We start from the raw sequence: 14457 nt of genomic DNA on the forward strand, positions 1-14457 counted from the left end.
TCTGAGCCCCCTTAGTAATTCGATTTTGCCACATTGGGCGCGTGCCGCTCGCGGGGAGCGCCCGTTCGTGCCTCATGGTGCGCAACTCGTGCCGAGCGGTATTGCGGTGACGAAAGATGCCTCCTGCGCTATCGAGAGCTCGGCTATCCTCAGCTTGCCAGTTCGAAAATGGGCCTGCCGCATGATTGAATCTTTATTTCAACTTTACACCTAGGTTTACAGCTGTCTTGTCAGCTGTAAACCTAGGTGTCATACTAAAGCCCCAAGATTCGCCAAAAGAGAGGGGCCTTGATGGCACAGAGCGCGAACATGGATGCGTCGGAGCTTGCACGCGACATTGCGGCCGGCCTGGCATCGGCAACGACGGCAACGGAGCGCGCGGCATTGGTGCCCGCAGAGCTCGTCGAGGCCATTCAGCAACTTAAAACCCAACGTGACGCGGTGATCCTGGCACACTATTACGTGGCGCCCGAGGTCCAGGCTGTGGCCGATTACGTCGGTGACAGCTTCTATCTGGCAAAGCTTGCCAAGAGCCTGCCGCAGCAGACCATCGTGCTGTGCGGCGTGGAGTTTATGGGCGAGAGCGCCAAGCTGCTCAATCCCACTAAGACCGTGCTGCTGCCCGAGCCGGGCGCGGACTGCCCCATGGCACACATGGTTAAGCGCGAGACGGTCGACGCGGCGCGCGCCGAGTACGGCGACGACCTGGCTGTCGTCTGCTACGTCAACTCCACGGTCGAGATCAAGAGCTGGAGCGACGTGTGCGTCACCAGTTCCAACGCCGTTAAGATCGTGTCCGAGCTGCCGCAGCAGCATGTCCTGTTCATTCCCGACCAAAACCTGGGCCGCTTTGTAGCCGAGCAGGTGCCGCAAAAGCACGTCATCCTCAACAACGGCTACTGCCCGCGCCATCACATCATCACCGTCGAGCAGATCGTCGACGCGACGGAGGCCCACCCCGACGCGCTCGTGCTGGCGCACCCCGAGTGCAAGGCCGACGTCCTGGCCGAGGCCGACTACATCGGCTCCACCGCCGGCATCATCAAGTATGCCGAGGAGTCCGACGCGAGCGAGTTCATTATCGTGACGGTCCGCGGCGTGCTCTACGAGCTCGAGCGCCGCTGCCAGGGCACCGGCAAGAAGTTCTACTTCCCCGCGGTGCAACCCACCTGCGTCAACATGGACCTCATCACGCTCGAAAAGCTCGTGCGCTGCCTGGAGACGGGCGAGGGCGAGGTGCAGATCGGCATGTCGGACGAGGCCACCGACCAGGCCAAACTCACGCTCGACCGCATGCTCGAGTACGCAGCGCGCTAGAACAATGTGGCATGAGGGACGGTCCCTTATGCCACATTACAAGGGAGAGGATTCCTGTGGAAACCAAACAATACCCCGACATGAAGTGCGACGTCGTTATTGCCGGCTGCGGCGTAGCGGGCCTGTATGCGGCTCTCAACCTGCCGACGAGCATGCGCGTGATCATGCTCTCCAAGGGCGCTGTCGACGAGTGCGATTCGATGCTCGCGCAGGGCGGCATTTGCGTGCTGCCCGAGGGCTCGGACTACGATGCCTTCTTTGAGGACACCATGCACGCCGGCCACTACGAGAACCGCCGCGAGAGCGTCGACATCATGATTCGCTCGAGCCGCTCGGTCATCAACGACCTGCTGGCGATGGGCGTGGACTTTGAGCGCAAGGCCGACGGCAGCCTCGACTTTACCCGCGAGGGTGCGCACAGCCGCCCCCGCATTGCCTTCCATGCCGACATTACGGGCAAGGAGATTACGACCAAGCTGCTCCAGGCTGTCCGCAAGCTGGACAACGTGCAGATTCTCGAACACGTTGCCATGACCGACATCCTGACGGGCGAGCGTGATGGCGCCACGGTGTGTGCCGGTGTCGTCGCCGTTCCCGTGGACGAGGACAACTCGGTTCGTCCCGCCGACGAGCTGATAAATGCCGCTGAGGGCGCGCATGCCGGCGAGCCGTTTAAGATCCATGCCCGTCACACGCTGTGGGCAACGGGCGGCATCGGCGGCGTATACGACCACTCGACCAACTATCCGCAGCTCACGGGCGATGCCTGCTACATCGCTCAGGAGCATGGCATTAAGATGGAGCACCTGGACTACGTGCAGATCCACCCCACGGGACTGTTCTCGCCGCAGCCGGGCCGCACCTTCCTGATCAGCGAGAGCTGCCGCGGCGAGGGCGCGATTTTGCTCAACGCCGCCGGTGAGCGCTTTACCGACGAGTTGCAGCCGCGCGATGTGGTCGCCGCCGCTATTCGCGAGCAGATGAAGCAGGACGGTACCGAGCACGAGTGGCTGAGCTTTGCCCCCGTCGAGCGCGATGTAGTGACCGGGCACTTTGCCAACATTCGCGCACGCTGCCTGGAGGACGGCCGTGACATCTTGGACGAGCCCATCCCCGTTACGCCTACGCAGCACTACTTTATGGGCGGCGTGTGGGTCGACAAGGACGGCCGCACCTCGATGCCCGAGCTCTACGCCGCCGGCGAGACGGCCTGCAACGGCGTGCACGGCAAGAATCGCCTGGCTTCCAACAGCCTGCTCGAGGCGCTGGTCTGGGGTCGTCGCTCCGCGTGGTACATGCGTACCGGCGAGTCGCTGGCCGTGGAGCAGGCGGGCGATCCCGCGCTCGATGGCCGTCATCGCGCCCTGAGTGCCGACACCCTGGCAATCGATGATTTGGCCCGTGCCGCCGGCACGCAGGCCGTGGAGGAGTAGACCATGAATCCCATTACCATGAAGCTCGTCGTCGATGATCTGATTCTGCAGGCTCTGCGCGAGGACATTACCTTTGAGGACGTGAGCACGGCGAGCGTGTGCCCCACGGCGCGTCCCGCCACGGTGGAGCTTATCGCCAAGGCCGATGGCATCATCGCGGGACTTGATGTGTTCGCTCGCACCTTCGAGCTGCTGGATTCGCAGAGCTCGGTGCTGTTTGATGTTGCCGACGGTGACGAGGTTCACGCCGGCGACCACGTGGGCCAGGTGCGCGGCGATGCGCGCGTGCTGCTTTCGGGCGAGCGCGTGGCGCTCAACTACCTGCAGCGCATGAGCGGTATCGCTACCTATACGCACAGAATGGCCGCGGTGCTCGAGGGCACCAAGACCGTGCTCGTCGATACGCGCAAGACCACGCCGGGCATGCGCGTTTTCGAGAAGGCCGCGGTCGAGATCGGCGGCGGCAGCAACCACCGTTACAACCTGTCGACGGCCGTCATGCTCAAGGACAACCACATCGACGCCGCCGGTGGTGTGATGCGTGCGATCGAAATGGCGCGCGCCCACGCGTCGTTTACCACGACGGTCGAGATCGAGTGTGAGAACCTGGACATGGTACGCGAGGCCGTGGAGGCCGGTGCCGACATTATCATGTTCGACAACATGACCCACGACGACATGGCTGCCGCGATTGAGCTTATCGCCGGCCGCGCCAAGACCGAGTGCTCGGGCAACGTGGACGCTAACAATATCCGCGCGCTCGCCGACCTAGGCGTTGACTTTATTAGCTCGGGGGCGTTGACGCACTCTGCGCCGATTCTCGACCTCTCGCTCAAGCACCTGCGTCTGTTGGACGGTAAATAATGGACGCCCGTGAGCGTCGCCGTGCCATCATGGGCGTGCTCGAGGGAGCCACGGAGCCCGTTTCGGGCAGCGCGCTTGCCCGCGAGGTTGGCGTGAGCCGTCAGGTCGTGGTTCAGGATATTGCCCTGTTACGTGCCGATGGGCACGATATCGTGGCGACCAACCGTGGTTATGTGCTGCAGGAGGCCCCCAGCAGCCCCGCCGTGCCCACGCGCTTGGTCAAGGTTCGCCACAGCGTGGAGCAGGCAGGCGATGAGCTCACGAGTATCGTCGACGCCGGTGGCGCCGTGCTCAACGTGATCGTCAATCACCGCGTGTACGGTAAGATCACGGCCGACCTGGACATCCGCAATCGTCGCGATGTTGAGCGCTACCTGCACGATATCGAGAGCGGCAAGAGCTTCCCACTGCTGACGGTGACGAGCGGCTATCACTTCCATCGCATTGCGGCGGAAGACGAGCAGACCCTCGACGAGATCGAGGCCATACTCAAGGAGAAGGGCTACCTTGCCGATTTAATGCCTTACGAGGACGATCTATCGTAGCCGACGTTGCAAACGCCCCTAAGCGGCAACCTGCGACGGTGCCTAATTGGTTATCCGCACAAAAAAGGAGGCCTCCGCGGCGATGCGGAGGCCTCCTTTTTGTGCACGGTGTACTTGTGAGTGTGCAAGTGGGGGAGTTATTACTCCTCGACGATCTCGGTGATCGCGCCAGCGGGGCAAGCGTCCTGGCAAGCGCCACAGGCGACGCAGGAGTCCTCGTCAGCGACGGTAGCGACGTCCTGGAGCTCCAGAACGCCAGCGGGGCAGGAGTCGACGCAAACGCCACAAGCGATGCACTCGTCGGCATCAATTACGGGATGAGCCATGGTAGTTTCCTCTCTGTTGACCGACGCTACAGACGATGCGCGCCGGTTTGATTCGGGCAAAAACATACCACGGGAGCGACCGTTTGCAATACCCTCTGGCCGGCATCTTCATACCGTTCGCCGAGTATGCCAAGGTTTACTAAAAAACACGCAGGTGGGGCCATTGAGCTGCGTAAATGTTAGCTATAGGTGACTTGAAATATTGAGCTATTAAGTGCGCCTGCGGAAAGGGCATCCCGTTATTTGGCCGAAAAACGGGTCGCAGCTTCCGGTTGGACCGCCCGGCGGAAACTGTGTCCCAGAATTCGCGCTCAGACCGGGATACCCTTTCCGCAAGGCAGCCCCAGGCACCTTCGGACCCAAACCTCAGCCATCTCTACATAGATCTCAATAGATCTGCCGAGAACTCAAACAGTGCATCTACCTGCGCATTTGAGAACCTAAACTCTCAGAGATAAGAAATCTTATATGAATTGACTTAGATTTTGTATATTCCGGCCCATAAGGGGATACACTACATCCTGAAAGACAAGCCGAAGCGCCGCGCGACAGACCGTCGAGGCGGCGCGAACGCAAAAGAGAGAGGGAATTTCTAATGAGTAAGATTCTTGGTATCGACCTTGGTACTACTAACTCCGCTATGGCCGTCCTCGAGGGCGGTTCTCCGACCATTATCGTGAACGCCGAGGGCGACCGCACCACCCCGTCCGTTGTTGGCTTCCGTGCTGACGGCGACCGCGTCGTGGGTAAGGCCGCTAAGAACCAGGCCGTCACCAACCCCAAGAACACCGTGTTCTCCATCAAGCGCTTCATGGGCCGCAAGTACTCCGAGTGCACCTCCGAGATCAAGACCGTGCCGTATGAGGTCAAGGAGGGCCAGGGTGGCCGTGCCGTCGTCGATATCGAGGGCAAGGACTACACCGCCGAGCAGGTGAGCGCCATGACGCTCGCAAAGATGAAGGCCGACGCCGAGAAGTATCTGGGCGAGACCGTCACCGACGCCGTCATCACCGTCCCGGCCTACTTCAACGACGCCCAGCGTCAGGCCACCAAGGATGCCGGTAAGATCGCCGGCCTCAACGTCAAGCGTATCGTCAACGAGCCGACCGCTGCCGCTTTGGCCTATGGCCTGGACAAGCAGGGTACCGACCAGCGCATTCTGGTCTTCGACCTGGGCGGCGGCACCTTCGACGTCTCCATCCTCGACCTCGCCGACGGCGTGTTTGAGGTTCTGTCCACCTCGGGCGACAACCACCTGGGCGGCGACGACTGGGATCAGCGCGTCATCGATTGGATGGCCGATAAGTTCCAGCAGGAGAACGGTGTCGACCTGCGTCAGGACCCCATGGCCCTGCAGCGTCTGAAGGAGGCCGCCGAGAACGCCAAGAAGGAGCTCTCCGCCGCCCAGCAGACCACCATCAACCTGCCGTTCATTACCATGAACCAGTCCGGCCCGCTGCACCTCAACTATACGCTGACCCGCGCCGAGTTCGAGAAGATCACCCGCGACCTGCTCGAGCGCTGCAAGCAGCCTGTCACCAACGCCCTGCGCGACGCCAAGCTTAAGCTCTCCGATCTGACCGAGGTCATCCTCGTCGGCGGCTCCACCCGTATGCCCGCCGTCCAGGAGCTCGTCAAGACCATGACCGGCAAGCAGCCCAACATGTCCGTGAACCCCGACGAGGTCGTTGCCGACGGTGCTGCCGTCCAGGGCGGCGTGCTCACCGGTGACGTCGAGGGCATCCTGCTGCTCGACGTAACCCCGCTGTCGCTGGGCGTCGAGACCATGGGCGGCATCATGACCAAGATGATCGACCGCAACACCACGATCCCGACCTCCAAGACCGAGGTCTACTCCACCGCTGCCGACAACCAGACCAGCGTCGAGATCAACGTGCTCCAGGGCGAGCGTGAGCTTGCCCGCGACAACAAGTCGCTCGGTAAGTTCCAGCTGACCGGTATCCCGGCTGCCCGCCGCGGCGTGCCGCAGATCGAGGTCACCTTCGACATCGACGCCAACGGCATCGTCAAGGTCTCCGCTAAGGACAAGGGCACCGGCAAGGAGCAGCAGATCACCATTTCCGGTTCCACCGCTCTGTCCGACGACGAAGTCGATCGTATGGTCAAGGACGCCGAGGCTCATGCCGAGGAGGACAAGAAGCAGAAGGAAGAGGTTGAGGTTCGCAACCAGACCGACAGCCTGTGCTACTCCACCGAGCAGACCCTCAACGAGCTGGGCGACAAGGTTTCCGCCGACGTGAAGTCCAAGGCCGAGGCCGCTATTGCCGACGCCAAGAAGGCGCTCGAGGGCTCTGACGTCGAGGCCATCAAGGCCGCTGGCGAGTCCCTGCAGTCCGTGGCCTACGAGCTGGCCCAGGTTGTCTACGCCGACGCTCAGCAGCAGACCGACGGTGCCGCCGGCACCCAGCCTGCCGACGATGACGTGGTCGACGCCGACTACGAGGTTGTGGACGACGAGGACAAGTAATCATGTCCGCCCGTAAAGCTCGCACGGAGGCGGCCGCCGCTGGAGCCGCCCCCGTTGACTCTGAGGAGAAGGACGTGAAGATTCCCGTAGAGGCCGTCGACGATACCGAGGCCAACGAGGCCGAGGCCGCCGAGGCTGCCGAGAACCAGGTAGAGGATTCCAACAAGGAGGCGACGATGACCGAGGACGAGATGGTGGAAGCCGCTATCCGCGCCGGTGAGGAAGCCGCCGACAACGACTTTAAGCTCAAGTTCGAGCAGGCCCAAAAGGAGCTTGCCGACGTGCGTCATGAGCTCGAAGCTGCGGCAGAGGCTCAGAAGGCTGCCGAGGACAAGGCGAAGGACGCCACCGAGCGCACCGCCCGTCTGCAGGCCGACTGGGAGAATTTCCGTCGCCGCACCGCCAACGAGCGCATCGCCGAGCGCGACCGCGCGACCGAGAAGCTTGTCACCGCGCTGTTGCCGGTGATCGACGATATCGAGCGCGCGATCGACCATGCCCGCAGCCAAGAGCTTTCCGACGACTTTAAGCAGTTCGTCGATGGCGTCGATGCGGTGCATGCCAAGCTGCTTGATGTGTTTGCGCACGAGGGCGTTGAGCCCATCGACCCCAAGGGCGAGGCGTTCGATCCGCTCGAGCACCAGGCCGTGGGGCGTGTCGAGGACGCATCGCAGTACGACGAGACCGTCAACGACGTGTACCAGAAGGGCTACCGCATGGCGGACCGCATCCTGCGCTCCGCGATGGTGACGGTGACCTACGGTGGCGAGAAGCGCCCCGCACCGGAGCCCGAAGCGGCGCCCGAGGATGCCGCGGCCGATACGGCCGAGAGCACCGAGGAGTAATTGAGAAGGGCCCCGGGGCAACACCCGGGGCCCTTTCTGGCCTAGTGCCATATGAAAGCATGAGCCGCCGTCTGCATGGACGGCGGACGTAACAGGAGAGGAGCTACGATGGCTGCAGGCAAAACCTTCTATGACATCCTGGGCGTATCCAAGAGCGCCTCCGACAAAGAGATCAAGAGCGCGTTTCGCAAGCTCGCGCAAAAATATCACCCCGATGCCGGCGGCGACGAGGCCAAGTTCAAGGAGATCAGCGAGGCCTACGAGACGCTTTCGGACGAGAAGAAGCGCAAAGAGTACGACCAGATGCTCATGTTTGGCGGCATGCCGGGCGCGGGCGGCGCGTATAGCGGCGGTTACGGTGCCGGCGCGGGCGCCAGCGGCTGGGGCGATATCTTCGACAGCATCTTTAGCGGCAACGGCGCCTGGGGCAGCGATTGGGGCTCGGGCTTTGCCGGGGCTGCGGGCGCTGCCGGTGCCGGCGCGGGTCGCAGCCGCGCGCGCAAGGGCGGCGACCTGTCGCTGACCGTCGATGTGACGGCCGAGGACGCGTTTCGCGGCGTGACGCACAAGGTCACCTATCGCATTCCCTCGACAGGCGAGCAGCAGACCATTACGGTCTCGGTGCCCGCGGGCGCGGTCGACGGCGGCAAGCTGCGCTACAAGCGTCGCGGCGAGTATGGCGTTGCGGGTGGCGAGCGCGGCGACCTGGTCGTGACCACGCATGTGGAGGAGCACCCGCTGTTTAAGCGCAAAGGCGCCGACGTGACCATGGAGGTACCGGTCTCGGTCTACGAGGCGGCGCTCGGCTGCACGGTGGACGTGCCCACGCCCGGCGGTGCGACGGTCCGTTTGAAAGTGCCCGCTGGCACCCAGACGGGCAAGAAGTTCCGCTTTAAGGAGATGGGTGCGCCCGACGTTAAGCACCGTGGCCGCACAGGCGCGCTGCTCGTCGAGATCAAGGTGCAGGTCCCCACGAACCTATCCGATGACGAGCGCGATGCCATGACCAAGCTGCGCGAGGCCGACACGCGCGATTATCGCGAGAAGGTCAACCGTTACAAGGCGACGTACTAGGGCGGTCGTGGCGCACACCCGCGCCCGCGGGCTTATGATGGACGATAACGAGACGGAAAGGGGTCAGGTAGCATGGCCGAGGACAATAGGAACAAACCGCTGTACATGATCAGCGTGGCGGCCGAGTTGACCGGCATGCACCCGCAGACTCTGCGCGTCTACGAGTCCAAGGGCCTGGTGAACCCCCAGCGCTCGGGCGGCAACACGCGCCTGTATTCGCGTGCCGATATCGAGCGCCTGGAGCTCATCAACCAGCTGACCGACGAGGGTATCAACCTTGCCGGCGTGGTGCGCATCCTCGATATGAAGGAGCGCGCCGAGGAGCGCGAGCGCGAGAACGAAAAACTCCGTGCTCGCGTGCGCCAGCTCGAGGACGAGCTGCACGAGTACAAGATGCAGAAGAAGATCACCGCCCTGGCCCCGCGTGACGGCTCGGTTAACCCCGAGCAAGTCATGCGCAAGCTGCTGGGCGCCGGCGGGGATTTGTAGTTACGCGGTTTTTCCAAACCGCGTAACGGCTCGACGCTGCAAGCCCGCCAGTGCGGCAATCTGACGTTCAATCGTCGGTCGCGTACCGAAGTACGCTTCCCTCCTCTTTCACGTCACCTTGCTCGCTCTGGCGGGCTTTCGCTGTCCGCGCCAAAACATCGGCGTTGCCGGAGTGCGGCACGGTAGTCATTGGGGACGTTCTTAAATGACTGGTCAAAGGGGACACTCTTGCGGCACTTGGCACTTGGGGACGTTCCTTTTGTGCCGGCACTTTGGGACACTCCTTGTCAAGAGAGTAGTGCAAGGGGCTCGTCCTGTGCTTTACTGAGATAAAGTGAACGTGCAGATTCGTAACCCACTCGCAACCGTTCTATGGCACGATATTGAACGAATGTATGCTATGCGCCCAAATCGTTTTGGGCAGAGTGGGAGACAGTATGGTCAAGCTGTACGAGGACGGCATCTACCTGCGCGGCGGTAGCGAGGTTGTGCCTGTGGCCGAGGCTGCTGAGCGCGGCATTACGCAGACGCCTGAGGATGCCAAGCGCGGAACCATCGCGTATTCGATCCTCCAGGCACACAATACGTCCGGCGACCCCGAGGCGCTCAAGATTCGCTTCGATGCCATGGCGAGCCATGACATCACCTTTGTCGGCATCATCCAGACGGCGCGCGCCTCGGGCATGGAGCAGTTCCCGCTGCCCTACGTGCTCACCAACTGCCATAACTCGCTGTGCGCCGTGGGCGGCACCATCAACGAGGACGACCACGTCTTTGGCCTCTCGGCTGCCAAGAAGTACGGCGGCATCTTCGTCCCGCCGCACATCGCCGTCATCCACTCCTTTATGCGCGAGAACTTTGCCGGTTGCGGCAAGATGATCCTGGGCTCCGACTCGCACACCCGCTACGGCGCCCTGGGCACCATGGCCGTGGGCGAGGGCGGCGGCGAGCTGGCCAAGCAGCTGCTGCGCGACACCTACGATGTCGCCTACCCCGGCGTCGTCGCCATCTACCTCACGGGTTCCCCGCGCCCCGGCGTTGGTCCGCACGACGTGGCGCTCGCCATCATCCGCGCCGTCTTTGCCAAGGGCTACGTCAAGAACAAGGTCATGGAGTTCGTGGGCCCCGGCATCTCGAGCATGACGACCGACTACCGCAACGGCGTCGACGTCATGACCACCGAGACCACCTGCCTTTCCTCCATCTGGGCAACCGACGAGGACACGCACGCGTTTTTGACCATGCACGGTCGCGGCGACGACTACCGCGAGCTCAAGCCCGCCGATGTCGCCTACTACGACGGCTGCGTCGAGGTCGATCTGTCGAGCATCAAGCCCATGATCGCCCTGCCGTTCCATCCTTCCAACGGCTTTGAGATCGACGAGCTCAATGAGAACCTCGAGGACATCCTTCACGAGGTGGAGCTCGAGGCCGCCAAGATCGGCGAGGGCAAGACGCACTTTAGCCTGCTCGACAAGATCGTCGACGGCAAGCTGCACGTGCAGCAGGGCGTTATCGCCGGCTGCTCGGGCGGCAACTACGACTCCGTGGTCCAGGCTGCCCGCGTACTCAAGGGTGCCAACACCGGCTGCGGCGAGTTCTCGCTGTCGGTCTATCCCACGAGCCAGCCCGTGGCGCTCGAGCTCACGCGTCGCGGCTATATCTACGACCTTATGGAGGCCGGCGCGATCGTGCGCACGGCGTTCTGCGGCCCGTGCTTTGGCGCTGGCGACACGCCCGCCAACAACGGCCTTTCGATCCGCCACACCACGCGCAACTTCCCCAACCGCGAGGGTTCCAAGCCGGGCAATGGCCAGCTGAGCGCCGTGGCCCTGATGGACGCCCGCTCCATTGCGGCGACGGCTGCCAACGGCGGCGTCCTGACGCCGGCGACCGACCTGCCCGAGGACACCTGGGACGAGGCCTGCGAGTACACCTTTGATGACGCGCCGTACAAAAAGCGCGTGTACTGGGGCTTTGGCAAGGCGGAGCCTGCCGACGAGTTGGTCGAGGGTCCCAATATCAAGCCGTGGCCCGCGATGGAGCCGCTCGGCGACGACATCCTGCTCAAGGTGTGCTCCAAGATCATGGACCCGGTCACCACGACTGACGAGCTCATTCCCTCGGGCGAGACGAGCTCCTTCCGCTCCAACCCGCTGGGCCTGGCCGAGTTTACGCTGAGCCGTCGCGATCCGGCCTACGTGGGCCGCTCCAAGGAGGTCGATGCGGTGGAAAAGCGCCGCGTTGCCGGTGAGTCCGCAGGCGACCTGGCGGCGCTCGATGCCGAGCTTGCTGGTGTGTTTGAGGCGCTGGCCGGCGCGGGTGTCGCGGCCGATGCCAAGGCGACCGAGTACGGCTCCATGCTCTACGCCAAGAAGCCGGGCGACGGTTCTGCCCGCGAGCAGGCTGCGAGCTGCCAGCGCGTGATCGGCGGCCTGGCCAACATCGTCCACGAGTACGCCACCAAGCGCTATCGCTCCAACGTGATGAATTGGGGCATGGTGCCCTTCCAGATGGAGGCCGAGCCCAACTTTGAGGTGGGCGACTACGTCTTTGTGCCGGGTATCCGTGCCGCGCTCGATGGCGACCTCAAGAACATTGCTGCCTACGTGGTGTGCGCCGACAGTGCGGTCGAGCAGATTGAGCTCTATATTGCCGATATGACGGCCGAAGAACGTGCCATCGTCAAGGCCGGCTGCCTGATCAACTACAACAAGTTCAAGGCCGCTGCCGAGTAACGCTGCTGTACGCCCCTGCCACACCTTTCCCTCGTGCTCACGCGCTTCGCGAGGGTCGCCCGAAGGAAAGGTGTGGCCGGGGCTACCGCGACGTTCTCGTTGGGTCTTGAGGGACGCTAATAAATAGACCTGCTTGATGCCGCCTCTGTTAATGGGGCGGCTTCTTTTTGTCGAAAACCACCATGAAGGGGGCGGGCACCTTTGTGGTGGTGGGGACGAGCTCGATGTTGTTGTGATCGGTGAGCGGCATGTTAATGGGCGGCTCTACAGAATTTCATCCGGGTTGGCGGGTTTGGTTGTTTTGGGGATGCCGAGTTTGGATGACGCGAAATCGTCAATATTGTCCCCGATTCCGTCTTTGGTGTAGACGGTGACCGTATAGGTGCTGTGCCCGAATTCGCTCTTGTCGCGTATTGCCCAGGCCTGCCAGTAGGCGGCCCCACTTCGACCTTTGATTTTTCCGACACGGCGGAGTTCTGTTCGCTTTAATTGCTGGTCGCTATCGATGGTTCGACCGGCCTCCTCGGTGAGCCCGCACTGCACAAGCAGCTTGTTGAGGACTTGGTTCATATGGCGTTCGTCGGCGTTTGGCATGTAGTCGTAGACGAGGGTGACGGAGGAAAGCGGCTGGTCGTCGATCAAATAATTCATCGTCTGAGGTTCAAGGCAGAAATAGGGAGACTGTCCGTCGATCTGACCGAGCAGCGGTAACTTTGACCGCCAAATTCCGGTGGGAATTCCATCTTCGTAGAACACGCCGCGACAGATAAAGGAGAGCGAGGTGGCACGCGAGCCGGCGTCGACCATTCCGCATAAATCGAAGGGCGAGGCGATACCAAGGGAAAAGGGCGTGGCGACGATAAGGAAGAGCATCACGATGGGTATGGCGAGAATGGCGATGACGTTGCGACCGGTGGAATGAGGCGGCTTCATATGCGCTCCTCGAGACAAAGAGCAGGCAAGCTCAATGACAAATGAATAATCTCAGCTAACAATTTAATTTTAATCTCATAACGTGTGACAGCTGGCCGTCGAAACCGAGAACCACCGCAAAGGTGCCTGCCCGGCGGGTCCTTATTTCGATGGGGCCCAGGTTATTTCATCGTCAAATAGCCAAGTGCGTGCTGAGCCACTGTCGCGCGCTGTCTGTGGATCGGGCTCGCAAGTTTGTTCGTAGGCATCCTCGGTACACCGATCCATAAAATCGACGACTGCCGTCTGGTCGCCTTCCATGACGTAGATCACGTTGCCATCCGAGATATAGACTCCCGGCCCTTCGTTGTCCACGTAGCCGGGGTCGTATGAGACGTTGCACAATCTGCTCCCGTTTGCCGCATCGAGCTCAAGGGTCGAATGATACCCGCCAACCATTTGGCCATTCTTGGCTCGATATGTTGCGGCACTGTACCACCGCTTAAACGTCTTGCCTTTGAGTAAACTGGTTGCCTCGCCGATAAGCTGCTCATCTTTGGTGTAGCGCCTGGCCCCAAGTTCGATACGGGGATAGTTGCTGACCCCAAGCGCTGCGGGCGTACCGTCAAAATCGACGGTGATCGAATCGGGTTTGACGATATCGGTGAGGAGCTCGATGGGATAGCTTACGGTCTCAACCGCCGCCTGCGTCGCAGAGGCGGGGAGAAATGCGAGATAGATAATTCCTACGCCGACTGCGGTAATCGCAAACGCTAAGACGAGCAGACCGATATAGGTGGAGCGTTTCACGGCGGGTACCTCGCAAACAGTATGCATTCATTAAGATAAGTGATACCAGCTTACGACAATATTCAAAAGAAAGCGATCGGTCGAAATGGAGGGGCGAAAAGGCCCTATTTGGCTTCGATTTGACCTCTAATAGGAATATTTGCCCCACTCATTCTAGGCGAGAGGTCAATAATTGAGTCCACGAGTCTTGAGCGATACTATTCTCACTAAACTCACTATTTTCACTATAAGCACTATAAATACGATAGGGAGGACGACGAGAACGTTGTGACGCGCGATAGCTAAGCCTTTTAAGCCGGACTCTGACCTTGAATCTCCGCCTCTATCTGTGCGAACGGGCTATTGTCGGTTCTCGATTCCATCGCTGCGTCCTCGTTGGGTTTTGGGTTCGCCAAACGTAGACTGGGCTTGATGCCTCCTCTTTTAATCGGGGCTGATTCTTCTCTGGACCGCCACAAAGGGGACAGGCACCTTTGTGGCGGCTCGATTCGTCTTAATCTGTAACATCTTGGCCGCTAAAAGTGGGCCTGGTGTTACAGATTGAGATTTTCGATTCGGGTGTCTTCTGTTTGTCTCGATCTGTAACAGTTAGACCCTAATTTGCCGAGTAGATGTT

General features: G+C 61.4%; 12 protein-coding genes. 9 read left to right on the plus strand and 3 right to left on the minus strand.

Going from position 1 to position 14457, the window contains the following annotated elements; genetic code table 11:
* The first annotated feature begins 291 nt into the window (after positions 1-291).
* From nadA to CSV91_RS08465, 4 genes are read left to right on the plus strand one after another with little or no spacing between them, the layout of a single operon-like run.
* A complete protein-coding gene (gene nadA, locus CSV91_RS08450) occupies positions 292-1317 on the plus strand; it encodes a quinolinate synthase NadA (RefSeq protein ID WP_099432523.1) in 1026 nt (341 codons plus the stop codon).
* A 56-nt stretch (positions 1318-1373) separates the two neighbouring features.
* Positions 1374-2750: an L-aspartate oxidase gene (locus CSV91_RS08455; RefSeq protein WP_232049597.1), complete on the plus strand. Its 1377-nt coding sequence runs from the start codon at positions 1374-1376 to the stop codon at positions 2748-2750.
* A gap of 3 nt (positions 2751-2753) precedes the next feature.
* Positions 2754-3614 (plus strand): carboxylating nicotinate-nucleotide diphosphorylase, encoded by an 861-nt coding sequence (gene nadC, locus CSV91_RS08460; protein WP_099432524.1) that lies wholly within the window; start codon positions 2754-2756, stop codon positions 3612-3614.
* On the plus strand, positions 3614-4159 hold the full coding sequence (locus tag CSV91_RS08465) for a transcription repressor NadR (protein WP_099432525.1): 546 nt from the start codon (positions 3614-3616) through the stop codon (positions 4157-4159). Before nadC ends, CSV91_RS08465 begins: the two co-directional genes overlap by 1 nt.
* A 140-nt stretch (positions 4160-4299) precedes the next feature.
* Here the strand turns inward: CSV91_RS08465 and CSV91_RS08470 are convergent, their stop codons facing one another.
* Entirely contained in the window at positions 4300-4485 is a 186-nt protein-coding gene (locus CSV91_RS08470; protein WP_006235216.1) for a DUF362 domain-containing protein, read from the minus strand.
* Positions 4486-5080: 595 nt separating this feature from the next.
* Here CSV91_RS08470 and dnaK point away from each other — a divergent pair.
* The 5 genes from dnaK to CSV91_RS08495 all read left to right on the plus strand — a co-directional run bounded on the left by dnaK (position 5081) and on the right by CSV91_RS08495 (position 12119).
* Positions 5081-6973 carry a molecular chaperone DnaK gene (gene dnaK, locus CSV91_RS08475; RefSeq protein ID WP_099432526.1) on the plus strand — a complete coding sequence of 631 codons (1893 nt, stop codon included), beginning with the start codon at positions 5081-5083 and terminating at the stop codon, positions 6971-6973.
* A 2-nt stretch (positions 6974-6975) separates the two neighbouring features.
* Positions 6976-7818 carry a nucleotide exchange factor GrpE gene (locus tag CSV91_RS08480; RefSeq protein WP_099432527.1) on the plus strand — a complete coding sequence of 281 codons (843 nt, stop codon included), beginning with the start codon at positions 6976-6978 and terminating at the stop codon, positions 7816-7818.
* Between the two features lie 108 nt (positions 7819-7926).
* On the plus strand, positions 7927-8892 hold the full coding sequence (locus CSV91_RS08485; RefSeq protein ID WP_099432528.1) for a DnaJ C-terminal domain-containing protein: 966 nt from the start codon (positions 7927-7929) through the stop codon (positions 8890-8892).
* A 72-nt stretch (positions 8893-8964) separates the two neighbouring features.
* Entirely contained in the window at positions 8965-9381 is a 417-nt protein-coding gene (locus tag CSV91_RS08490; RefSeq protein WP_006235210.1) for a heat shock protein transcriptional repressor HspR, read from the plus strand.
* Positions 9382-9818: 437 nt separating this feature from the next.
* On the plus strand, positions 9819-12119 hold the full coding sequence (locus CSV91_RS08495) for a hydratase (protein WP_099432529.1): 2301 nt from the start codon (positions 9819-9821) through the stop codon (positions 12117-12119).
* Positions 12120-12383: 264 nt separating this feature from the next.
* Here the strand turns inward: CSV91_RS08495 and CSV91_RS08500 are convergent, their stop codons facing one another.
* Together CSV91_RS08500 and CSV91_RS08505 are read right to left on the minus strand one after the other, a co-directional pair.
* Entirely contained in the window at positions 12384-13052 is a 669-nt protein-coding gene (locus CSV91_RS08500) for a hypothetical protein (RefSeq protein ID WP_099432530.1), read from the minus strand.
* A gap of 141 nt (positions 13053-13193) precedes the next feature.
* The gene (locus CSV91_RS08505; RefSeq protein ID WP_099432531.1) at positions 13194-13841 is read right to left on the minus strand and encodes a hypothetical protein; all 648 of its coding nucleotides are present in this window, start codon (positions 13839-13841) and stop codon (positions 13194-13196) included.
* Positions 13842-14457: the final 616 nt, after the last annotated feature.

This window comes from Collinsella aerofaciens, from assembly GCF_002736145.1.
GTDB classification, from domain to species: domain Bacteria; phylum Actinomycetota; class Coriobacteriia; order Coriobacteriales; family Coriobacteriaceae; genus Collinsella; species Collinsella aerofaciens_A.